The 24,027-nt window shown below is 60.8% G+C and carries 16 protein-coding genes; 5 read left to right on the forward strand and 11 right to left on the reverse strand.

Annotated elements, in window-relative coordinates; genetic code table 11:
- Positions 1–94 precede the first annotated feature (94 nt).
- Positions 95–937 (reverse strand): ABC transporter substrate-binding protein, encoded by an 843-nt coding sequence (locus X733_RS152775; RefSeq protein ID WP_023818616.1) that lies wholly within the window; start codon positions 935–937, stop codon positions 95–97.
- Positions 938–1,150: 213 nt separating this feature from the next.
- On the opposite strand from X733_RS152775, the gene X733_RS152770 reads away from it, so the two are divergent.
- Complete coding sequence (locus X733_RS152770) at positions 1,151–2,245, forward strand: LacI family DNA-binding transcriptional regulator (protein ID WP_023707239.1); 1,095 nt, start codon at positions 1,151–1,153, stop codon at positions 2,243–2,245.
- 177 nt (positions 2,246–2,422) lie between these two features.
- Here X733_RS152770 and X733_RS152765 read toward each other — a convergent pair whose 3' ends face one another.
- The 9 genes from X733_RS152765 to X733_RS1000000169505 form a co-directional block, all read right to left on the reverse strand.
- The gene (locus X733_RS152765; RefSeq protein WP_023686874.1) at positions 2,423–3,841 is read right to left on the reverse strand and encodes an FAD-binding oxidoreductase; all 1,419 of its coding nucleotides are present in this window, start codon (positions 3,839–3,841) and stop codon (positions 2,423–2,425) included.
- Positions 3,838–4,701 carry a PfkB family carbohydrate kinase gene (locus X733_RS152760; protein WP_023818617.1) on the reverse strand — a complete coding sequence of 288 codons (864 nt, stop codon included), beginning with the start codon at positions 4,699–4,701 and terminating at the stop codon, positions 3,838–3,840. The genes X733_RS152765 and X733_RS152760 overlap by 4 nt, the downstream gene beginning before the upstream one ends.
- Complete coding sequence (locus tag X733_RS152755; protein WP_023818618.1) at positions 4,698–5,552, reverse strand: sugar phosphate isomerase/epimerase family protein; 855 nt, start codon at positions 5,550–5,552, stop codon at positions 4,698–4,700. The genes X733_RS152760 and X733_RS152755 overlap by 4 nt, the downstream gene beginning before the upstream one ends.
- Positions 5,553–5,573: 21 nt before the next feature.
- A complete protein-coding gene (locus X733_RS152750) occupies positions 5,574–6,434 on the reverse strand; it encodes a carbohydrate ABC transporter permease (RefSeq protein ID WP_023818619.1) in 861 nt (286 codons plus the stop codon).
- Positions 6,431–7,393: a sugar ABC transporter permease gene (locus X733_RS152745; RefSeq protein WP_023818620.1), complete on the reverse strand. Its 963-nt coding sequence runs from the start codon at positions 7,391–7,393 to the stop codon at positions 6,431–6,433. Before X733_RS152745 ends, X733_RS152750 begins: the two co-directional genes overlap by 4 nt.
- 8 nt (positions 7,394–7,401) lie before the next feature.
- Entirely contained in the window at positions 7,402–8,724 is a 1,323-nt protein-coding gene (locus X733_RS152740; protein WP_023686870.1) for an extracellular solute-binding protein, read from the reverse strand.
- Between the two features lie 28 nt (positions 8,725–8,752).
- Positions 8,753–9,766, reverse strand: coding sequence for an SIS domain-containing protein (locus X733_RS152735; protein ID WP_023818621.1), 1,014 nt, complete (start codon positions 9,764–9,766; stop codon positions 8,753–8,755).
- A 172-nt stretch (positions 9,767–9,938) separates the two neighbouring features.
- Positions 9,939–10,961 (reverse strand): LacI family DNA-binding transcriptional regulator, encoded by a 1,023-nt coding sequence (locus X733_RS152730; RefSeq protein WP_023818622.1) that lies wholly within the window; start codon positions 10,959–10,961, stop codon positions 9,939–9,941.
- 698 nt (positions 10,962–11,659) lie between these two features.
- Entirely contained in the window at positions 11,660–11,839 is a 180-nt protein-coding gene (locus X733_RS1000000169505; RefSeq protein ID WP_155924189.1) for a hypothetical protein, read from the reverse strand.
- Positions 11,840–12,657: 818 nt separating this feature from the next.
- Between X733_RS1000000169505 and X733_RS152720 the strand changes: the two genes are divergently transcribed.
- Genes X733_RS152720 through X733_RS152705 form a run of 4 tightly spaced genes read left to right on the forward strand, consistent with a single transcriptional unit; the run spans position 12,658 to position 18,242 of the window.
- The gene (locus tag X733_RS152720; protein WP_023818624.1) at positions 12,658–14,106 is read left to right on the forward strand and encodes a TolC family protein; all 1,449 of its coding nucleotides are present in this window, start codon (positions 12,658–12,660) and stop codon (positions 14,104–14,106) included.
- Positions 14,107–14,143: 37 nt separating this feature from the next.
- Positions 14,144–16,276: a type I secretion system permease/ATPase gene (locus X733_RS152715; protein ID WP_023687775.1), complete on the forward strand. Its 2,133-nt coding sequence runs from the start codon at positions 14,144–14,146 to the stop codon at positions 16,274–16,276.
- Positions 16,277–16,321: 45 nt separating this feature from the next.
- Positions 16,322–17,611 carry an HlyD family type I secretion periplasmic adaptor subunit gene (locus X733_RS152710; protein ID WP_023744453.1) on the forward strand — a complete coding sequence of 430 codons (1,290 nt, stop codon included), beginning with the start codon at positions 16,322–16,324 and terminating at the stop codon, positions 17,609–17,611.
- The gene (locus tag X733_RS152705; RefSeq protein ID WP_023681069.1) at positions 17,601–18,242 is read left to right on the forward strand and encodes a ribbon-helix-helix domain-containing protein; all 642 of its coding nucleotides are present in this window, start codon (positions 17,601–17,603) and stop codon (positions 18,240–18,242) included. Before X733_RS152710 ends, X733_RS152705 begins: the two co-directional genes overlap by 11 nt.
- Before the next feature lie 85 nt (positions 18,243–18,327).
- On the opposite strand, the gene X733_RS152700 is transcribed toward X733_RS152705, so the two are convergent.
- Positions 18,328–19,266: a transglutaminase-like cysteine peptidase gene (locus tag X733_RS152700; RefSeq protein WP_023696389.1), complete on the reverse strand. Its 939-nt coding sequence runs from the start codon at positions 19,264–19,266 to the stop codon at positions 18,328–18,330.
- Positions 19,267–24,027 lie beyond the last annotated feature (4,761 nt).

The following is a 24,027-nucleotide window of genomic DNA, read 5'->3' on the forward strand; positions in this document are numbered from 1 at the left end:
TCGCCCCCCTTTCGGTTGCGCTATTCACATCGTCCGCATCAAGGACGGCGGCGTAATCCGGCCGCCGGCATGAGAGCCAGCGGCCGGGTACGGTCTACTTCTTGGGAAGATACTGGTCGGGCATCGGCGAGCCGGGGAACCACTTTTCATAAAGCGTTTTCCAGGTGCCGTCCTGCATGGCCGCGTGAAGGGCGGTGTTCAGCGCATTGCGGAGCTTGTCGTTGCCCTTGCGCAGGACGAAGCCGGCCGGCGCGTCAAAGGAAGGAATATTGACCGCGATCTTCAGGTTCGGATAGCGAACGCCATAGTCCTTGGCAGCCTCGTAATCGAGGAAGTGGGCATCCACGGTTCCGTTGTTAAGCGCCGAAACGGCGGAGTTGTTGTCGGGGAATTTGACGAGATCGGTTCCGACAAAATTCTTCGCCGCGTAGATTTCCTGGAGCGTGCCTTGCACGACGCCGAGACGTTTGCCCTTGAGCCCGTCCGCCGACGTGATCGCCTTGTCGGCAGTAAGCACGGACAGATAGCCTGCGATATACCCGTCGGAAAAGTCGACGGTCTTCTTGCGTGCTTCCGTCGTGCCGATTGCCGCGACCGCGACATCGAAACGCTCGTTTGCAACCGAAGGCATCAGCGCCGAGAATTCCTGGCCGGTGAAGATCACCTGGTGGGGCTTGAAGCCAAGGCGGCTCGCGACGTTGCGGAACAATTCGATGTCGAAGCCGGTGAACGACCCATCGGCCTGGGTGAAAGCGTAGGGTTTGGCATCGCCCATGGTTCCGACGCTGATGACCTTCGCATCAATGAGGCCATAGGGATTGTCATCCGCGGCGGCCGCTCCTGAAACCAGCCCGGCGCCGACGCACATCGCCATAAGAGCCATTGCGCCGGTTCTGACCGGGCACATCAACGACTTGAGAATTTCTTTCCTGCTCATGTCTTTCTCCACTCTGAAGGTCTGTTCTTCTTGGTATTTCCGTCGAGCCGCCATCTGGCGCGCCGACATGCCCTTGCCGAAATCACGGTCCGTCATGCCTCTCGGCTCCACTCCTTTTAAAGAGACCGGTCTCATATTGCGTGAGACCGGTCTCTTTGTTAATCGTTATCGCCACGTTGACCTCCCGTCAACAACTCTTGTAGTCGTCATCCGATGAAAAGAACCGCCCCCAAGACCCCGTCGATAACGGTCAGCGACGTCGCCCGCGCGGCCAACGTTTCGAAAGCGACAGCCGCGCGCGTGCTCGGCGGATACGGCGTCGTCAGCGACATGATCCGCGCGGAAGTCATGGCCGCGGCCAAGGCCTTGGACTATCGTGCGAACGAGCTCGCCCGCAGCATGACGACCGGCCGCTCCGGCATCATCGGCGTGGTTGTCGGCGACATCGAGAACCCGTTCTTCAGCCTCGCGGTACGCGGCATCAGCGACGCGGCAAAGGCAGCCGGGTTCAACGTCATCCTGGCCAATTCCGGCGAGAAGATCGAGGCGGAAAAGGCGGCCGTGAAACTGCTCATCGGCAAGCGCGTCGACGGGCTGATCGTCACGCCGTCGGAATCGCGCGACATCGCGCACCTGCGCGATATCCACCGCTCGGGCCGACCGCTTGCCCTGCTGGATAGGGCGCTGGCAGATCTGGATGTCGATACGGTCACGACCGACGATCGCGGCATCGCCATGCTGGCGACCCGCTTTCTAGCCGATGCCGGCCACCGCAACATCGCCTATGTGACCGCGGTCGACGCCGAAGGGCACGAGTACCGCGATCTCGGGCAGATCTACACCTCGTCGGTCCGTGAGCGCATCGACGGTTTCCTCACCGTGTGCCGAGAGGCCGGACTTGATCGGCCAGAACGCTTTGTTCGCCTTGGCGCGACAAGCCCCACCGAAACGCGCAGGGTTGCCGGCGAGATGCTGTCGGCGCCGGATCGGCCAACGGCGATCCTCGCCTCCGACAGCGTCATTGCGCTGGAGATCTTCAAGGTGACCCGCGAGCGCGGCCTGCGGGTTCCCGACGACATTTCGCTCATCACTTTCCATGATGCGGACTGGACGAGCGTCACCACGCCGCCCATCACCGTTATCGACCAGCCCGTCTACGCGCTTGGCAAGAGCGTCGCGGAATTGCTCATCCGGCGATTGAAGGGAGATTCCCGCCCGGCGGAAAAGCTCATTTTGCCGACCGCCATCATTGCACGCGGATCCGTTGGCCCGCCCTCGAATGGAAAGCCGCAAGTGCGCCAAGCATAGGTGTGACGGCGATACGGCCCACATGAATACGTTAGAACAAGGTCGACGCACTCCGCTTTAAGAATGTACGTCGATCAACCCAGCAAGCACCCTGATCGCAATGCCGCGTCCACCGTCATCGGGACGGCACGTGCCGGCTCATGGTTTGAAGAGCGTGACGATGAGCCAGATGCCCGGCTACTTCTTGGGCCTGCCTGGCTTCAGGGCTGCCAGAAGATTGGTGATCCTGCCCGCCTTTCGGTTGCGGATCTCGGCCTCGTTCTTGCGGCGGACCGCGGCGCGGACAAGCCTGGCGCCGAGATAACGCAAAGGCTCGGGCGGCAGCGACATGCGCCGCTCGATGCCGACCAGACCACTTTCGCTCCAGCGATCCTTTCGCTCGAGCACCAGGCTCGCCAGAATGCGTCCGGCTATCGGCGTCTGCGCGATGCCGGTGCCGTTAAATCCCATGCCGTAGAAGATATTGGGATGATCGCGCAGGTGGTCGAAGACAGGAACGTGTTCAGGCACGCAGTCGATCGGCCCCGACCAGTCATATTCGATCGCCACACCGCGCAGCGAGGGGTAGACCCGATGCAGCTCTCGCATATTGTCGCGACCGTGCTCCGGGCTGCGGTTGAAGCTGGCGCCGAAATTTCCACTGAAGGCGACGTTGCCGCTGCCACGACCGAAGACCACCCTGCCCCCGATGGTGCGCTGGTAGTAGAGCACCTGGGCCTGGGAATCGCAGATCGAGGCACCGTCGCGCCAACCGATGCTGTCGAGCAGTTCGGGAACGGCGGCAGTGGCAATCACCTCGCTGCCGACGACATAAAGATGTCGCCGCAGTTCCGGCAGCGCGGAAAGCCAGGCGTTGGCGGCAAGCACGATTTTGTCAGCCCGTACCGCGCCATGCGCCGTGCGCACCGTGCATGTCATGCCGGGTTCGATGGCGAGGACCGGGCTGCGCTCATGGATGATGACGCCGCGTGCCAGTGCCAGCTTGCGCAATCCGATGGCAAGTTTGGCGGGATGGACCGTGCCGGCAGTGGTCTCGACGACGCCGACATAGGAGGCCGATGAACCGGTGCGGCGTTGAATGTCCTCGGCTTTCAGCGGGCTGAAACGGTTTTCTCCAACAACCGCCGTCAAGGCCACGGCGGTCTCCCAGGCGCCTTCCTGCGCAATGGAGCTTGCTGTCCACAACCATCCGTCCAGCCTCAGGTCCATGTCTATGGTGCCGTTTTGCTGCAGCGTCTTCAGCTCCGCGATCGATGCCACCGTGTCGGCGCACAGCAGGCGCGCTTCCTCGAGACCGACGACCGCACTGATCTGGTCGATTTCGGCGAACCATGAATGGACCTGACCGCCGTTGCGCCCCGAGGCCCCCGATCCGCACAGATCGGCTTCAAGGATCACCACCCGCGTTTGCGGCGCAAGTTCAAGGATCCGCAGCGCCGTCCACAGACCGGTATAGCCGCCACCGACGATCACCACGTCGGCGCGCTCGTCGCCTCGCAATGGCTCGGTCGCAGGGGCGGCGGCAATGTCCTGCAGCCAAAACGACCGGTCAGATGCAAGCGCGACCGCAGGCTGCCGCAAACGAATTGTACTCACGCTTGGGCTCCCTGCGCATCGACAATGAAGCTGGCATATTTGGCTGGCAGCCAATCGGGTATCGGACGCGGTCTCTGGGGAAACCCGCCAAGATGGGTGCAGGTCTGCGCCGCCGCGATCGACGCCCTGTGCAATGCCTCCAGGGCGCCGAGGCCGCCGAAATGGAAGCCGGCGAGGAAAGTGGCAATGAAACTGTCGCCGGCGCCACACGTATCCACGACATCGACAAGCGTCGCCGGCGCATGCACGACATTCGTGCCATCGTCGAAGTAGGAGCCGCGTCGACCACAGGTCAAAACTACCTGCCTTGCGCCGGCCGCCCTGAGCGCGCCCAGCGATGGCTCGATGGGAACATCGACATCGTCCGGTCCGGACGCAAACAAAAGCGGGACACCGTCGAGCGGCAGCGCCATATGGGCGGTCGATAGATCGATGCTGAACGGCACATGGTCCGTCACCAATCGTTGAACAAGGTGCTTGTTGGCGTTGGTGCCGAGATGCACCCAGTCGGCCGCGGCGATGACCGCATAATGCGCGGGCGCCGGCATGTAGTTTTCGCCCACACCGAAGGATTCGTGCAGGAACTTCCGGTCGCCGGATTCATCGCGCAGCAAGGTGACGGCCGTATCGCCGGGACGCCGTTCGACGTCGTCCGGAGATAGGCCGGCACCTTGCAGTTCGGCAAGCACCACGTCGCCTTCGGGATCGTTCCCGACGGCGCCGAAATAGCGCGCGGACCAGCCGTTGCGCCGCCATTGCGCCGCGACATTCAAGGCATTGCCGCCCACCGTCATCAAGTTGTTGGTCAAATAGGCATCAAGGCAATTGTCCCCGACCGCGATAAGCGTTTTCGACCTCATGCCGGCACCGTTGCGCGATCGATATACGGCGCGATGGCGCCAAGGCAGCGTGTCCAGGCTTTTACCGGATCGAGCGCGTAGGAGCCGTTGCCGAACGGCTCGAAGGTGAACTTACCGGCATAGCCGAGGCGCGCGAGTTCGCTGACATAGTGGTCGAGCGGCAGCGTGCCCTCCCCCCACACCAGATGCCCGCCTGGCGTGCCGTCGACCAGATGAACATGCGCCAGCCGCGAGCCGAACAGGTCGACATAGCCGGCCACGGTGTCGCCGGCCGTGGCCATGGCGACAGTGTCGAGCACGATATCGATATTGCCGGCGCCCACCTCATCCAGCATTTGGCGCAGGCCTGCCGCATTATTGACGAGGTTGCTCTCGAACCGCTGCAACGGCTCGAGCAGGCAGCGCACCCCGTTTGCGGCGGCGCGCCGGGCGATCTCGCCGATCGAACCGACCGCGCGGTCCCATGCCGGTTGCCGGGGTTCGCTCTCGTAGCCCCGGCCGGGCGTCAGGAAGAGATAGCGGGCGCCAAGCGCCGCGCAGATGTCGGCTGCACGCCGAAACCGCTCGATGCTGTCCTGGCGCAGTGCGGCGTCGCCGGAGGCAATGTTGATTGGATACAACACCTGCTCAGGCGTAAAGCACCAGGCCGACAGCTCGTTGTCGGCGAGTACCCGGCGAACGGATTCGACACGTGCGTCCGTGGCGTGGAACAGGTCCAGATGCTGGGCAATCCCCCACAGCTCGATCTCGCGGAGGCCAAAGCCTCGGATCGTCCTGGCGACCTCATCGAAGGGGAAGTGCTGGAAGCTGAAATTGGCTCCGATCAGCTGATGAGCAGCGAGCTGCGGCATGAAGGCTCCTTTCGGGAATTGTTATTTGCCGATGCCTTCGGCCAAGCCACGGATGAAGTAGCGTTGCGCGGCAAAGAACACGATCACGATAGGCAGCGCCGAGATCGTCATGGCCGCGAACACCACGGCATAGTTGGTCCCGTGCGTTGCCATGATCGACGTCAGTCCGACCGGCAGCGTCTGCACATCCGAGCCGCTCGTGAAGATCATGGCGAAGAGATATTCGTTCCAGGCGAACAGGACGTGCAGGATGACGCAGGAGATGATTATCGGCCGGCACAGCGGCAAGGTGATGCGCCAGAAGATCTGACCCTCGCTGGCGCCATCCATCGTCGCCGCCTCGTCGATGTCTTCAGGCAGATCCAGCATGTAGGCGCGGATGAGGAAGGTGGTGAACGGCACCCGGAACGCCGTGTAGAGAATGATCAGCGCCCAGTAGGTGTTGTAGAGACCGAGCGCCTGCAACATCTTCACCAGTGGAATGATCGCCACCGTGGGGCTCAGCATCAAGCCGCCCAGAACGATGGCGATAACCAGCGGCTTTGCCGGCATCTTCGTGCGGGTCAGGCCGAAGGCCGTCCAGGCGCTGATCAGCACGGTGCATATGGCCGAAGCGATGGTCACCAGCACCGAGACTGTCACGTAGCCACGCACGCCCTGGTTCCATGCCTGAACGTAGTTGTTCCACGACCAATGGGTGGGCAGGGCGAAGGGATCGCCGAAGATCTGCGCATTGTCCTTGAAGCCGCTCAGCGCCATCCAGATCAGCGGGTAGATGACGACGACAGCGAGGCAGACCAGGAACGAATAGAGCAATGTCCTGGCGATGACCGACCACACATTGACGTGCCGGCTGCGACCGGCTGCAATCGTTGCGCTCATTGCTGCACCCGGCGGCGCTTGGTGTACCAGAGCTGTGCCGCACCGGTGAGCATGGTCAACATGAAGATGACGGCGGCGATCGCCGCGCCATAGCCGAAATTGTCCTCGATGAAGGCCTTCTGGTAGAGCCACGTGCCCAGCACCTGGCTGCTGTTGTTGGGGCCGCCCGCGGTCATCACCATGACCTCGTTGAACACCTGGAACGCGCCGGTGATGGTGACGATGATCATCAATCCCGTCATTTCCCGGGTCAGCGGAAAGGTGATGCTCCACAGGCGGCGAAGCGGGCCTGCGCCGTCGATCGTTGCGGCATCGTAGAGGTCGCGCGGGATCTTCTGAATGGCAATGGCAAACAGCAGCGTCGAATAGCCAAAACCCTGCCATTGGCTCATGGCGATGATGGCATAGATGGCGGTGTGCTCATTGCCAAGCCAGGGCATGACGAGCTGGCTCAGGCCAACACGGCTGAGGGCTGCATCCAGCAAGCCGATCTGCGGCTGGTAGATGAAATAAAACAGCAGGCCCGTCACCGTGATCGAGATGGCCGACGGGACGAAATAGACGGCGCGCCACAGGCGGCGCCAGCGTTCGCTCTTCAGGTCCTCGATGATGGCCGCCAGCAGGAACGCGCCGAAGACCTGGAAGATGACGGAGATGAGAGCGTAGAGGCAGTTGTTCCACAGCGCCAGCAGCACGACCGGGTCATGCAGCAGCCGGTCGTAATTGGCGAGGCCGACATTGGTGACCTCGCCGGTGTAGATGTCCTGGTCGGTGGTGCTGACGATGAAATTGTCGACGATCGGATAATAGACGAACCAGCCGATGAGGATGAGCGCGATCGCCGCCCATCGCAACGACAACAGGTTGGCGAAACAGGCCCGCCGGCTCTTTGGCCGTTGCGGCTTGGCGACGCCGCGAATATCGGCGCCGCTGTCCACTGTGTCCGAGGCCCTTGCCATGGTCTGTTTTATTTGGCCGCGGATGCGGCTTTGCGCACCTCGTCCATCACTTGCTCGGGCGTCATCGAGCCGCCCGCCAGCGCCTGCAAGCTGGACAGCCAGACGGCGGCGACGCGCGGTGGGTTGGCCGTATCCAGCCAGGGCATGAGGTATGAGGCGGCGTTGATATCCTTGAGGCCATCGACCACAGCCGCGCTCATGTTCGATTCCGAGGCGCCGCCGATGGTGGCGCTCGGCTGGCCATAGGGTGGCGCAGACAGCACCTGCGCATTTTCCTTGGAAGTCACGAACTTCATGAAATCGATCGCCAGCGGGATGTTCTTCGATGCCGCATTGATCATGTAGCCCTCCGGCGCGCCCTCGATCGACTTGGCGTCACCCTTTGCGCCAGCGGGCACCGGCAGCCGGAAGAATCCGAAATCGGCGGGCTTTAACGCCGACTCCGGCGTGGCGGCCTGATCGAACTCGATGATTTCCTGGTAGTACATCGCCGACTGGGCGTTGGTGAAGGCCTGGAGAGCCGAAGCATAGGATGTGCCGTTGACGCCGGCGCCATCGGTGCAGCGCTCGACAAGCTGGCTGAACTGCTTGAGTGCTGCGACGTAGCCTGGATCGCTGTATTGGGCGGTGGCCGGATCGAAGTCGCGTTCCAGCGTTGCCTGCGGCACGTTGTAGGCGAGCAGCTGGCCTGCAAAGTGGATCGCCGGCCAAGCCTCCTTGTTGCCGAAGGAGATCGGTGTCACGCCGGATTTGCGGATGGCGTCGCAGCTGGTCAGCAAGTCCTCGAAAGTGGCGGGTGCCTTGAGGCTGAGCTTGGCGAAGATCTGCTTGTTGTAGCCCATGAACTTGGCATCCTGGTAAAGCGGAATGCCATAGAACTTGCCGTTGTACTGGAACGCCTTGACGGCGGCTGGAGACAGCGACTTGCCCCACTCGGTATCGGCAGCAATGACGGGCGTGAGATCAACGGCGCGATTGCCGCGCACGAAATTGCCACCCCAGCTGCCTGTCCAGGAGAAATAGATATCGGGCAGCGAGTTGGAAGCGACCAGCGTCTTGGTCTTGCCCTTCACGCTGTCGTCGCTCTCCTGGATAAGTTCGACCTTCACATCCGGATGGAGCTTCTCATAGGCCTGTGCCAGGTTGACGAAATAGGGCGACAGCTGTTGCAGCCCGAACTTGGTCAGGACCGAAAGCGTGCCGGTGTATTCCACCTTGGCGTTTGGGTCGGCCGTGACAGCCGGCGAAGCGGCGGAACTGCCGCTTATCGACAACCCCAATGATGATACCGCGGCCACCGTGACCGCCACGACTTGCAGCGAACGTTTCATGGATAGCTCCTTCAGAGGTAAGAGGGGATCAATATTCCACGCGTTTGTAGTAGCGACGGGTGGTCAGCGGGTGGTTGCGCAGCACCTCGAGATGGGCGCTCAGCCGCTCGAGCAAGGTGGCGAGCAGAACCGGCGAGATCATGCCGCGGACCTTTGCGGAGATGCCCGGCAACTTGACCGAGGCCGCGTCCAGCGTGCGAACGCGGTCCGTGTAGCGCCTGGCGAAGTTCTCGACCCGGTCGGCCAGGGGCCGAAGGGCATCTTCGCCCTTGAACACGAAAACGCTGACGCCCGGCTCGACCAACTCGAGCGTACCGTGGAAGAAGTCGGCGGCGTGCACCGGGCGGGTGCGAATCCACTGCATCTCTTCGAGGATGCACATGCCGTAATAGTGTGCCTCCGGCCACACCGAGCCGGCGCCGGTGAAGATGTGATAGGTATCGTCCTTGATTGTCTGGGCCAGTTCGGCCGCCCTGTCCTCAAAGGCAGCCTTGGCGTCGGCAAGCAGGTCCGGCAGCAGTTTGAGTTCGGCGACAGTGCCATCAAAATCATCATATTCGCCGCGCTCTTCCAGCAGGGCCAGGACGATCAGCAGCGTCTGCAGGTAGAAGGATTCCGACGAGGTGTCGTCTTCGGCGAAGTTCGTGAAATTGTGGTCAGCCTCCCGTGCGATTGGCGTATCCGAATGGCCGGTGAGCGAAATCGTGCGTACACCACGTTTTTTCAGAAAGGCCATGAGCTCGACGCCTTCCTTCGTCGTGCCCGACAAGGACGGGATGACCACCACGGCCTTGCTGTCGAGACCGGCGGGCGGATCGATCACGACCTGCGCCGGATAGGCACCGCTCACCGGGAAGGTGGAACAGCGCTGCGCCAACTCGATCGCGGGCAAGGTTAGAAGCTGCACGCCGCCGGTGCCCATGACAAACAGCCGCTCGACGCCATCTGCCAGCAGTGTGCGCATCAGTGAGCGAACCTCACCTGCGACGGCGACGGCCCCGCTTTGGATCTTCACGAAGCGGTCCCTATCGAAGTTCAGCATGACGTTTTCCTTGTATTTCGCATGTTACAGGCCTCTAGCCCGCCTTAGGCGTCGGTGGGCCGTCTAGCTCGTTTTCCCGATGTGAGATCGATCTCACAAGCAATAATGGGCACGCAATTTCGCCAATGGCAAGTCCTTTAGACGAAATTCTCCGAAATCGAGGGGTTTGCTCTTAGCGCACAGCGCGCCGGACAACCGATCCGCGTACGATCAAGCGGGTCTGAAACCGGGTACGGCGCGGTGCAACCTTTTTGCCGGCAAGCCGCTCCAGCAGGTATCTGGCGGCGAGCGGTCCGATCTCGGAGATGGGTTGCGCCACGACCGTTATCTGCGGATCGGTGAACGTGGCGAGGTTGAAGTCATCGAAGCCAACCACCGACACATCATGCGGAATCGAGAGCCCCATTGAACGCAGGCCAAGAAGCGCGCCTTGCGTCATGAGGCTGTCCACCGTGAACAGTGCGGTCGGGCGATTGCGCCGGCTGAACAGGCGGATCGTGGCTTCGATGGCGTGCTCGACGGTCGAGCGCGATACGCCGATGAGCGCTTCATCGATTGCGATCCCATGCGAGTGGAGCGAGTTTTGGTAGCCAGCCAAGCGTTCCTGTGCCGTAAAGATGCGTGACTCGTCGCGCAAAAGACCGATCCGGTGGTGACCGTTGCCAACCAGATAGTCCACTGCCTCGCGTGCCCCGCCCTCGTTGTCGACGACGACGCTGTCGCATTGCAGGTCCTTTACCACGCGGTCGATGAGCACGATCGGCGCGCCTTCGCGGGCCAGTTGCACAATATGCTGGCTGTCGGTTGCAGACGTTGGGGCAAGGATGAAGCCGCGAATGCTGAGCGAGCGAAGGCTCTCAAGCAGTTCTTTCTCCTGTTCTACATTCTCCTCGCTGCTGGCAATCAGAAGATTGTGCCGGTGCTTGCGCAGTTCCACCTCTATGTCGTGCGCGATTCGGGCGAAGAACGGATTCTGGATATCGCCGGGCACGAAGCCTATGATCGGCAATTGTCCGCTGCGCAGCGCCTGCGCGACGAGGTTGGCCCGATAGCCCAGCCTTTCGGCTGCCTCAACCACGCGGAGCGCCGTCTCGTCGCCAACGTAACCATAGCTGTTGAGCGCCCGGGCGGCCGTGGCGCGCGACACCTTAGCCGCTGCGGCAACGTCCTTTAGTGTGATTCCTTTCTGGGCCACAGGTAACCGTCCTTCTTGGATCTGAACATTGCGTCAGATCATTCTCGGCTCGTCTTGCCGGCATCGTTGTGCGGCATATCGGACGATTCTCAAACTGCGAACATAGCTTTCGCAACTCCTTGCCACCTAATCGAGATACGCGCGCTGTTTGGCTATCTGGAAATTTGATCCACGAATGCACCTACATGTTGTGCAGTCAGTTCATTGCCTTGCACTGCCAGCATACGGCAATGAGTTCACGCCATGGTCCAGGCGGCCTCCCTGGCATCGATCATAACACCGATGGAGACGACTAGCCTTGCCGCCAAACTCGTCCAGCGATTGGAGGCGAGCTTTCAAAAAGGTCGAGCCAGACGCTCAAGGCCCGCTGCACGGAGAGCCACAGGCTGGGAGACTCTGAGCAAATCGGGAATCTGAGTCGCTTGCTCTGAACCGTCGGCATCATGCTGCTAACCGGTTTTGATCCTCCGGGGCTCCGCATTGGCAATAGCGACGAAAATGCTGTCGAGCAGCCCTTGTCGCGGCAGGAACTTGCCAAGCAAGGGCACCTCGGCCAAGTACGCAGACAACGCCCGGCACTCTTGCGATAGCCGCGGAATATGCGGAAGGTCCGTCAGGCGGTCCGTCAAAGGCAATCTCTAAGCACCGATTGTCGCTGATTATCCTGAAAGGATTTGTTTTTATTTCAGCGCGTTACGTCAGATTGGCGTATTTTCGGCGGCGTTTGAGTGGGCCTGAATCATTCCCACTCGATTGTTTATACAGCCTATAACCATTGAACGACTGTCAGTATTTTCCATCAAAGCAAAAAAGTCCGCCACCAGAACCGTCAAAAAATTACCCTTTTGATTTAAAGGAAAAATCGGCGCAAAAAACATTTTGAGGTTTCACCAACTATCGGGATCAATCGGACGATTTTTTGCAGTTTGTGGCGTTCGACAGCCGCGCCCAACACTTTTCGAAAGTACCGTCACTGCTCCAGGTGCATTTGCGCGTTGCAAAATCAATGGCTATGGTAGGCCCGGAGGGCGAATGAAAATCGTTGATTTTGTTGAGTTCTTCGTGGGCCAAAATCTGAAAGCTTCCCGTATGCTCCCGCGACCCCGAACTGCCGACCATAGCTGACGTCGTTTTCCAAACCTTGGGAGACCAGGTCCAGAACGTCGGAAATTGGTCCGGTTGCAGATCGGCAGCTGTGGCAACAGCCGCGCGACCAGCTGACGGTCTAGCGCCTCGATATGGCCGATGAGACTTGGGAAGTACGAACATGCGGCAGCTTGCAGGCAGTTGTAATCCGTGGAACGGATTTACGAGTCGACGCGCCGGATTAGGACGGGCTCACTTGCCTCGAAGTTCATCCTGTTGCCAACCAATTGCCATGTGGGCTCGCAGATGAATATGCGCCCCAGAAATAGTCAGGCTATCTGAGCAGATTGGTTGTAAGTTGCCACTGCGGGCCCTTCCCGGGGGAGCATTCTCCTTTGCCTGCGCGAACCCGGATGGCTGTTGCCAGAAACCGCACCTGAGTATCTTTATGTGCTATTTTTGCTACATTCCTTAGATTTATGGCTTGAACTCAGCGTTTTACCGGTCACTAAATCAATAAGCGCTCACATATTTTGTAAATTTGTGAACAATCACGCTTGAGTTGTAGCGCCCGGGGATAAGGGCGCGGGGAAACGTTGGGATGGGCAAAATGAAAACAATAGTTATGCCGGCGATAGGCAAGCGCCTCGGCCTGCTGACGACGGTCGCCATATTGAGTTGTGGGAATGCTCACGCGCTCACTCTCCAGGAGGCGATGGCGGTTGCGGTGGAGTCCAACCCCGAAATTGGCCAAGCGATCGAAAACCGCGAAGCAATCGAATTCGAGCTACGCCAAGCGAAGGGACTTTATCTTCCCAGCGTCGATGTCGAGGCGTCGGCGGGGGTTCGTCGTCTCGACAATTCCTCCCGGCGTTCGCTGTCCATAGAGGATGACGCGCTCTATCCGTCGGAAGCCGATGTCGTTGTCACGCAGACGCTTTATGACAGCGGCGCAAGGCGGGCGGAACTGAACCGTCAGGCGTCGCGGGTCGACGGCGCATCGTTCCGGGTGCTGGAACGGTCTGAATTCATTGGACTGTCTGTCGTCCAGGACTATCTCGAATACATGCTGCAGGCTTCGATCGTTTCGGAAGCGAAGAAGAATCTGGGCTTTCACCAGGCAATCCTCGGCGACATCCGGCAAGGTATTGCAGGCGGCGCGTTGAACGAGGCTGATCGCCAGCAGGCCGAGGAGCGGCTGTTCGCTGCCAAGGCACGTATGCAGGAGGCGACCGAAGAACTGGAGGCTTCCAAGATACGGTTCTTCAAGACGGTCGGTAAGCCGCTGACCAACGCGTCAAGGCCAGGCGATGTCTCGAGCGCGCTGCCAAGGTCGCTCGACGACGCGCTAGGGCTGGCGCGACAGAACAATCCGCGCGTCCACATGGCCAACAGCGATATCGACGCCGCCGCCTCCCTGGTGGATGCGGCGCGGGCGAAATTCGGGCCGTCCGTCATCGCCGAAGGCCGCGCCCGCGGCGGCTATGACATCGACGGCGACGATGGCGACGCTAGCGACCTGCAGGCGCGGCTGGTGCTGCGCTGGAACCTCTATCGCGGCGGCATCGACAAAGCCAACGAGCAAGAGCAGGTCCGCCGCACCAGCGAGCAGCGCCTTGTGCTGCACCAGGTTCTGCGCGAGATCGAGGAAGCCGTCCGTACGTCATGGGATCGCCGCTTCCGGCAGGCCGATCTGGCAAAGACATTGAAGCTTCAGGCTGCCGCCAACGAAAGGCTGGTGGCGTCCTATCGCGAGCAGTTCAAGGTCGGACAGCGCTCACTGCTCGACGTGCTCGACGCGCAGAACACGCGGTTCAACACAGCTACGCTTGCCGACACCGCATCCTACGCGTCGCTTTTCGCGCAGTACCGGCTGCTGGCGGCAACCGGGCAGTTGCTGAAGACCATGAATCTTCAGCCGGCAAAACAGGCCACCGCCTATGCCAAGGCCGAGTTCAATGCGCCTGAAACGGCCGACACCGAAACCTATGCGCGCACGCCGTCGGAGCAGACGAACGATCTGCCTTTCGACATCCTCGCACCGGTAAGAAAGAAGTAGGAAGGTCAAGGACGAACGATAGTCCTGCGGGCCGATCGTGAACCCACAACCCAAAATCCTCTCCCCAAAAGAGGCGTTCAAGGCCTGCTTCTCCGCTGTTGCCGGGTACCTCGGCAGGCCGAGTTCCGAGACCGTGCTGTTTGCCGGCGTGCCGCTGTCAGACACCCGCATCGATATCGACGCCATCCGGCATCTTGCCGAACGCATCGGTCTTGAAATCACGGAATTCAGCCATCGCGACTTTCTTCGCGGACGCATCGACCTTCCCGCCATTCTGTTTCGCGTCAGCCAGTTGCCTGTAGCGCTGCTTGCCCAGACCGAGGACGGTGGATTTACGACCGCTCCCCAGGAAGACGGCCGCACGACAATCAGCAAATCCGAGTTTTCCGGAAGTTATATTAGTGGCGGCGTTTCGTTCTCGATAACCTATGCCAACGCAGTAGAGGCGATGAGCGTCGGTTCGGCGGCCAAGATCGAGCGGCGACATTGGCTGACCGGCACGATGGGGCCGTTCTGGCGCACCTATTCGAAGGTCATCCTGTCGGCGGTATTCATCAATCTGCTGGCTCTTGCCTCACCGATCTTCACCATGAACGTCTACGACAGGATCTTGCCGAACAAGGCGATATCGACGCTCTGGGTGCTGTCGATCGGGATCGGCGCGGTCATTCTGTTCGACCTGCTCTTGAAGACCGCCAGAGCGTCACTGATCGACTATGCCGGGCGCAAGGCCGATCTTCGCATCTCCTATATGCTATTCGAGAAGGTGCTGAACTCGTCCTTGTCGGCAAGGCCCGGCTCAACCGGCGAATATGCAAATCGGGTGACCCAGTACGAGTTCGTGCGCGAGTTTTTCACGTCGAACACCATCAGCGTCTTCATCGACACAGCATTCGTCTTCGTCTTTCTTCTTGTCATCTATGCGATAGGCGGTTGGCTGGTCGTCATACCGGCCATTGCTTTTGTCGCCTCGGTGATCGTCGGGCTGATCACGCAACGGCGCATCGGCAAACGCGTTGCCGCTTCCATGAACGAGGCTTCGCAGCGCCAGGCCCTGCTGGTGGAATCCATCTCCACGCTGGAAACGATCAAATCGCTACGCGCAGAGGCGTACCTTCTGCGAAAATGGGCGGAGCATTCCAAGAACGCATCCAACACGTCCGAGAAGATCAAACAGCTTTCGGCTGCCGCCGGCAACATAACCCAAGCCATCCAGCAGATGGTCACCGTCGCTTTGATCGTGGCCGGCGCCTATGCCTTTTCGGAAGGGCATGTCTCGACCGGCGCCATCATCGGCACCGTCATGCTGGCAGGCCGGGCGGTGGCCCCGCTTGGGCAGATTGCGATCACCTTGTCCAGACTTCGCCAGGCGATGCTGTCCCTGCGAATGGTGAATTCGATCATGGCGCAGCCTGAGGATCGGCCGGACACGGTTGGTTTCGTCAACCGCCCCATTCGCAACGGTGCAATGGCATTCAGGAATGTCGGCTTTGTCTACCCGGGTTCCGAAAACGAAGTGCTGACCGGCCTGAATTTCTCGGTGAAGCCCGGTGAGCGGATCGGCATCATCGGCCGCATAGGCTCGGGAAAGACGACCATGGGGCGGCTGATCGGCAGGCTTTTCCTGCCGACCTCCGGCGAGTTGCTGCTGGACGGGATCGACATCCGTCAATACCACCCGTCGGAGGTTCGCGCCGCGGTCGGGATCGTCGCGCAAGCCAACGATCTGTTTTCCGGCACCATCAAGGAAAATCTCCTGATGGCGTGCCCGGAGGCGACCGATGAGCAGATCGTCGACGCGGCCAAGGCTGCCGGCGTCGACGACTTCGTCTCCCGCCATCCGCGAGGTTACGACATGAATGTCGGCGAGCGCGGCACCAATCTCTCGGGCGGTCAGAGGCAGACAATGGCAATTGCCCGCCTGCTGCTGACCAAACCGAAAATCGTGTTCCTGGACGAGCCGTCCGGCTCGATGGATCTGGCTTCCGAGCGCCAGCTGATCAAGCAGCTCAAAGTGGCTTTCGATCGCAACACGACGCTGATCGTTTCGACGCACCGCTTCAGCATGCTCGAGCTGGCCGACCGCCTCATTGTCATCGAGCAGGGCAAGATCGTTGCCGATGGACCGAAAGACCAGGTGATACAGGCGCTGCAGAAAACAAGCGCCTGACCGAACAGAATTACTGAGTTAATTCAACACTTTGGGGCGTTGGAAATGCTAGCCAGGGAAGACCGTCCGCCGCTTTTTGCGTCGGCTTCGATATTCATTATCGGAGCGCTTTTTGCGAGTTCGGTAGCCTGGGCATCCTTCGCCGAGGTCGATGAAATCGCACGCGGCGACGGCAAGATCATACCGGCGTCGAAGACCCAGATCATCCAGGCCAGCGAGCCGGGCGTGGTTCAGGAAATCGCCGTGACGATCGGTCAGGTCGTCAAGAAGAATGACCTCATCATTCGTCTCGACAACACCTTCAACACTTCCAGCCTTGGCGAGCAGCAGGCCAAGGCGCGGGCATTGCAGACGCGCATTGCACGGCTCAAATTCGAACAGACCGGAAGTCTAGAGGGCGCGTTTCCCTGCCCGCCCGAGATTCAGAAGGTGGCGCCGGAAATCTGCGACAACGAGCAGAAGCTGCTAATCGCGCGGCGCGACAACTTCGAAGTCAAACTGTCGGTTCTCAAGTCGCGCCTCGATCAGCGTGAGAAGGAACTCGACGAAGCCAACGCCAATGCCGATCGCCTCACCAAGAACCTGGCCGTCAGCGACCAGGAGGCGAAGCTGGTCGAAGCGATGGTCAAGAAGGGCCTGATGGCGCGAACCGAGCAGCTCCGCGTCGAGCGCGAGCAGACCGAGCTCAATGGTCAGCTGACGCTTGCCGGAGAGACCATCAAGAAAGCCAGGTCTGCCATCACGGAAGCCAAGCTTCAGGTCGACGAACTTGGCCTCCAGCTGCAACAGGAAGCGCTCAGCGATCTGACGCAGGCGCTGGCCGATCTCTCGGTGGTGGACGAGACGATACGCGGTGCCACCGACAAGGTGGCGCGTACCGATATCCGTTCGCCTGTCGATGGTATCGTCAACACGCTTGACATCAACACGGTCGGCGCCTTCGTCCAGCCCGGCGCGGTCGTCGCGGGTATCGTGCCGACGTCCGAGACCCTGCTGGTCGAAGCCCGGGTCTCACCGCGGGACGTCGCCTTCATCCGGCCGGGCCAGGATGCCCTGATCAAGGTGACCGCCTATGACTTCTCGATTTTCGGCGGCATCGAAGGCAAGGTCTCGAACATCACTGCCGACAGCCTGGTCGACCAGAAGACCGGCGAACCCTATTATCAGGTCCGTGTCGCCACCGACAAATCGACGCTGACACGCGACGGCAAGACCTATTCGATCATCCCCGGCATGATCTGTTCGGTCGACATCAAGACCGGACGCAAAACGATTCTCACCTACCTTATGAAGCCGATCAACAAGGCGCGAGAGGAGGCAATGAGTGAGCGATAGCGCGGTCTCCCTTCCTGCCGATCGCGACCGGCTGCTGCCACCGCTGGCGGCAGAGGATTTCGGACTGGAGTTCCGGGTTGTGGCGCGTGGCGGCATGCGCCGCGGCATTCGTCTGGAACGGGCGTTCTGGACATCGCTGAAGCAGATGGCGGAAAGCCGCAAATGCACGATCGGCACACTGATCGAGGAAATTGCAGAGAGCCACGCCAACGCCGGAAACCTGACATCGGCAATTCGCGTAGCCTGCATGCGTGGATTGGCCGACCAAAACCTCACCTTGCAGAGGCTCGCGTCGATCAAGACCATCAGCGCCATTCTCGTCGCCTGTCCCTCGCCGGCCTTTGCCCTGGCATCGTCGAAGAAGATCCTGACCTTCAATGCGCCGTTCCAGCAACTGGTGCGGCGGCAATTGCCGGTGGCGCCGAACGAGGACGCGCGCCAGGATCTCAAGCTGGCGCTGGACCTCAATGTCGCCGACATATTCGCTAGGCTCGACGCCAATGGCGAGACGCCGGTCGCGACCGGTTTCGTCATAGGCGCCGGCGACCGCCGCTACCGCGGTCAACTGAGCGCGGTGCGGGCGCCGGTGGTCGAGCCGGAACTGCTGATGGCGTTCGTCTTCGGCGGCTAGAGCAATTCCGGGAAAAGTGTGAGCGGTTTTCGTGGAAAATTGCGTCAAACAAGAGATAGAGCGCTCAAGACTCTCTGATGGGAGCTTACGGCTGCACACCTTCACCAGGCGCGACCGTCGAAAGGCCGCCCTTGATATCGGCTATTTGAGCAGAACCGGTCTTCGCGCCATGGATCCACGCGCGATCGGTGCTGAACGAATACAGCGGCACGTAGGTCGGCAGGTCTGTGTCGCGGGAAACTACATTGCTCAAACTGTCGAGAATGAAGACGCCGCTGCCGGTGCTGACCGACAGCACGGCATGAAAGAAACCGCGCTTGCGATCCTGCAAGACGACCAGCGACATGCTCTGCGCCGGGATGCCTGCATGCAGCAGCGCGGCCATCTTGAGGATGGCGAAATCCTCGCAGTCCCCTGCCCGCCGCTCAAGGATTTCCCGGGGCTTGGCCCAGTAGTCGAGCTTGCCGTAAACCACGCTGTCCTTCTTGTAGGCGATGGCGCGATTTATACTTGAGTTGACGAAGGACAACTTGTCGATGAAGCGCTTGTTCCCGGCTGCCTTGACTATCTCGGCAAAGGCGCTGTTCTTGCGTTCGCACGCGCTGCTCGCGGTACAGTCGACAATTGCCTTGTAGACCGGCGCCCAGCGCGCCGAAACCGGGAAATTGCGCATCGACAGTGCAACAGAACCGAACACGCCGGGAATGATCGCCGCCGTCTGGATCAAGTCGATCCCGGCGGCGGGCGGCGCGATCGAAGAACCACGCTTTTCATCAACGGCAACAGAGCTGCTGAAAATCATGCCGATCCGGTAGGCTGAAACCGGCTGCCATGGCTGCGGCCGAGCCAGCGAAACGCCGCCGAGACTGGACGGGGTTTCGACCGCCGCCAGAACTCCAGCGGCAGCGCCGGCATTCACGGCAATTGCTTTCGCGGATGATGGCTGCGGCAGGCTTGCAATCGCCATTGCCAGCAGGAGGAGCCTGAGCCCGGTTATTCCCAGGGCAGATTTTTCTTTTTTCATGACGCCCACCTCTTGACTGTGGACGGTACCAATATTGTCTCAAATTACTGGAAAGGAAGGTGGATAAGTTTCCTTCAATCGGGAATACCTATTTTGTGTAAAACTTTATTCAAATTTATACTTCTGTTTACCAATCCAGCTCAGCCGGCGGATATCAAACGAAGCGCGGCGCGGCCAATGTATATCAGATTATATCTTCCGGGTTTACCACACGTAAAAAATGCCGAGACTTGCATACCGGGATATATGAAATTGATTGCGGGACAGTTGCAAAGCAGAAGTCGTCACTGTCTCTATCCGGGAAATGCCGGAGGGGTTTGGCGATGACGACCAGTAACGATTTGGATACCGTCTCGAATTCTTGGGACGAGCACTCTTCACATGAACATGGCGGCTCGCCATCGCAGGCAGGCATCCAGGTAGCGCAGGCCGCTCAGGCGGCGCCTGCCGAGCCGGTGCCGGTCGATGTCGGCAGTGGCGCACCCGTTCAGCCGGCAGCACCCGCGGAGGCGAAAGCGCCGGCGGCAGCCGCGCCGCATGAATACGTGGCCGACGCCAGCAACATCGTGAAACTTCCGGCGGACGTCTCCATCGACAACATCAAGGTCGACGGCCACAATCTGTTGCTGGAACAGGCCGACGGTTCAGTCATCCTCATCAAGGATGGCGCGCTCAACGTGCCGACCTTCATCATCGGTGATGTCGAAGTTCCGCGCGTGGCCTTGCTGGCCGCTCTTGAAGCGAGCCACGTCGATGTCGCCTTCGGTGCCGATGGTTCGATCTCGGCCGGCCCGGGCGGCGCCCCAGGCAGTGCCGGCGGCGACTTCACCATTCCCCCAGGTGGTATCGGCGACGGCTTCGATCTTTCCGCATTGTTGCCGCCGACGGACCTGCAATTTGGACGGCTGGAGCCGCGTGAGCTGACGATCGGGGTCAGGGAAGAAGATACGACGCCGACAATCGACATTGGCTCCGGATTTGTCGTCAACGAGGCCGCGCTTGCCGACGGGACGGACCCGGCCAGCACCGCCGAGCAGGTTTCAGGGACCTTCAACATCGTCTCGGGTGATGGCATCGGGACGCTTGTCATTGACGGTGTGGACGTGACCAACGGCGGCAGCGTTGCCGGGCAATACGGCACGCTCGTGGTCACCGGCAATCCGACGAACGGCTATAGCTGGATTTATACCCTTGCCGACAACACTCTTGATCATCACGACATCTCATCGACCGGAACGACCGAGGGGGTTTCCGACAGCTTTGCCGTCGTGGTTACAGACACAGACAATGATCCGGCCACCGCGACCCTCAATATTGGTGTGCTGGACGACGGCCCTACGCTTTCGGTCCAGGCAACCGCGCAAGCGGCACAGTTGCTTTCGGTCGAGCTCGACGAGACGGTCGGCGGCGACCGCTATAATGCCGGCGAGACCGAAGATGCCGGCGGCAACGCCAACACCGATGACGGCGTTGGCCTGGCCCAGGTGACGACCGGCCTGGCGGGTGGCCTTTCTTCGCTGTTCGCCGTTGGCGGCGTCTACGGTGCCGACGGGCCAGGCAACACGACCGCGCAGTTGGCATTCACCGGCATTCCGGCCGGTGGCCTTGCCACGAATCTCATTGCCACGGACGGCGGGGCCATTACGCTCTTCCTCGAAGGAGGAGTGATTGTCGGCCGCGACACGCAGGGTGATCAGGTCCTGACCATTGCGATCACCGGCGCGCCCGGCGCAGAGCAGTTGCAGACCACGCTCTACGAAGCGCTCAACCATGGCGCCGACGGCAACAAGTTCGATTCCGAACTCAATCTGTCGCTGACCAATGGCGGCCAGGTTCAGCTGCAATATGAGGTAACGCGCCAGGATGGCGACGGCGACACCATCACAGAGAAGGCGACCGTNGGCCAGGTTCAGCTGCAATATGAGGTAACGCGCCAGGATGGCGACGGCGACACCATCACAGAGAAGGCGACCGTAGACCTGATCGACGACAAGGGTTCGGCATTCTCCTTCGACGATGACGGGCCAAGCCTTACGGTTGGCGCCTACCATGGAGCCGCTGGCCTGCTTTCCGTCGAACTCGACGAGACGGTTGGCGCGGATCGCTACAATGGCGCTATCGGCGAGACCGAAGATGCCGGCGGCAACGCCAACACGGATGATGCCGGTCCGGGCCTGGCGCAGGTCAACACCGCGGTAGCAGGCGGACTGACCAATCTGTTCACTGTCGGCGGCAGCTATGGTTCGGACGGTCCTGGTACCGTTACCGGGAATCTGAGCTTTACCGGCATTCCGGCCGGTGGCCTTGCCACGAATCTCACCGCCACCGACGGCGGCGCCGTCACGCTCTTCCTCGAAGGAGGAGTGATCGTCGGCCGCGACACGCATGGCGATCAGGTTCTGACCATCGCGATCACCGGGGCGCCTGGCGCCGAGCAGCTGCAGACCACGCTCTATGAGGCACTTAACCATGGCGCCGACGGCAACAAGTTCGATTCCGAACTCAATCTGTCGCTGACCAATGGCGGCCAGGTTCAGCTGCAATATGAGGTAACGCGCCAGGATGGCGACGGCGACACCATCACAGAGAAGGCGACCGTCGACCTGATCGACGGCCAAGGCTCCGCATTCTCCTTCGACGATGACGGGCCGAAGGTTACTGGCACCGCCCAGGTCACCGCGAATGTCGACGAAGACGGTCTGCACAACAGCCAGTCCACCGGAAATGCCGACAATCTTCAGCCTGGCGAAGTGACCGGAACAAACTCCGCGGTTGCCATCGGTGCTGCCGGCGCATTGAATGCAATCGTCGACTTCGGCTCTGACGGCCCGAATGCGACCTCGGCCTTCGGCCTTGTCACCCAAACCACCCCATCGGATTCGGGATTTGATTCGAAAGGCGGCAACGTCCTCATCGTCTCCGACGGCACGACCCTGACCGGCTATGTCGATGTAGGCGCCGGCGCCGGCTATCAGGCGGGCACGGATCGTCCTGTTTTCACCCTGACCGTCGGTGCGGACGGCTCCTATGTCTTCACCCTGATCGATCAGATCGATCATCCGACTCTGGATACGCTCCCGGGCGACAACACCGAAAATACGCTTGCCAATGGCGGTATCGATCTTTCGGCCTTCGTCATCGCCATGGACGGTGACGGCGACACCATCGGACTGGCGGCTGGTACGTTCAAGGTCCAGGTGCTCGACGACGTTCCGCAGATCGTCGCGCGGGATGCGGGCACGACAACCACAACCACGACCGAAACGATCGTCTATACGCTGCAGGCCGGCAACACCGATGTTCGCGGCATGGATGGCGCCGGCAATCACGACATCAAGCTCAGCGGCATCGACATCAACGAAGGCGACAATTCCGTCAACACCACCGGCACCAAGATCGGCGTCGGCGACGGCCAGATCATCGACGGATACGAAACCCATCCGCATTTGACCGGCCCCGAAATCGTGACGATGGACTTCGTCAATGATCTTGTGATCACACCCAACGGTCCGAATCCGCCAAGCGTCAGCGACAGCGGCTCGTACGATGTCGCCTCGGTCAAGTTCACGATCGATGTTGCGGAAGCCCAGGGTGTCGAAGCCGCCGTGATGTTCATCGGCGCCAAGGACGGTGGCACATTCGAACCGTTCACCGTGAGCATCAACGGTGTGCTGACCGCCGGCACGGCTGTCTTCGAAGGCGGCGCGCAGGTGGGCTATGCCTTCGCCGGCGTGCCGGATGGTGCGACTGTCGAGGTCATTGGCAGCACCCCGTTCGACCAGCTCAAGGTGGGCAACTACAACGATTTTACCTTCGATTCCAACGCTGGCGGAACCGATGCGACCTTGACTGGCGGCAACCCGTTCAAGATCTTCGGCATCGAAGCCAAGATCACCACCGTCACCACGCAGACGGAGGTCTTCAGGGTCAGCCACGACGAATCCGCCGGCGTCAACAATGCCGCGGATCCCAATCCGGCCAACGACACCGCGCTGCCCCCGCCTGCCCTGGTCACCGAACCAGACGCACTAGGTTACGCAAAATCTTCAGCCAGTGCACTCGGCCTGTTCAATGCGTCGGTTAGCGCGGACGACGACGCGACGTTCTCCTTTGCGGTGACGGATGCGAACGGCAACCCGCTGGCAAACATCGATTCGGGCCTGAAGACACTCGACGGCCTGGCAATCATGCTCTCGACAAATGCGGACGGCGTTCTCGTCGGCTCTGCCAACGGCGTCGACGTCTTCAAGGTTTATGTCGATCCAACCGGAGCGGTCTGGATCGGGCAATATCAACCGATCGCCCACAATGTCGACGGGTCAAGCGCGGCAGCTTTTGACGACATCGCCACGGTCGCCGCCGACCTGCACGTCAAAGCCACCATTACCGATTTTGACGGCGATTCCAGCACTGCCATATCCCATGTCGCCCTGAGCATCGAATTCCAGGATGATGGTCCGGTTGCGCAGAACTATGCGGGAGCGACCTTCGTCGAGGGCACCGGAGCGCACGACATCGGTGATGCAGTGACGGTTCTGGGCATCGGCGCGGGCGCCGACGGCCTGCAGGGAACGCTGCAAGGCCTGGTCTTCGCCAACCAGGGCGCGACAGGCGGAACGCTGTCGATCGACGGCGCCGGCCATCTGATCTACACCGCGCCGGCGCACGTGACGAGCGCCACGACGGNCTTCGCCAACCAGGGCGCGACAGGCGGAACGCTGTCGATCGACGGCGCCGGCCATCTGATCTACACCGCGCCGG

The sequence above is a fragment of the Mesorhizobium sp. L2C066B000 genome, from assembly GCF_000502335.1.
In the GTDB taxonomy this organism is placed as follows: domain Bacteria; phylum Pseudomonadota; class Alphaproteobacteria; order Rhizobiales; family Rhizobiaceae; genus Mesorhizobium.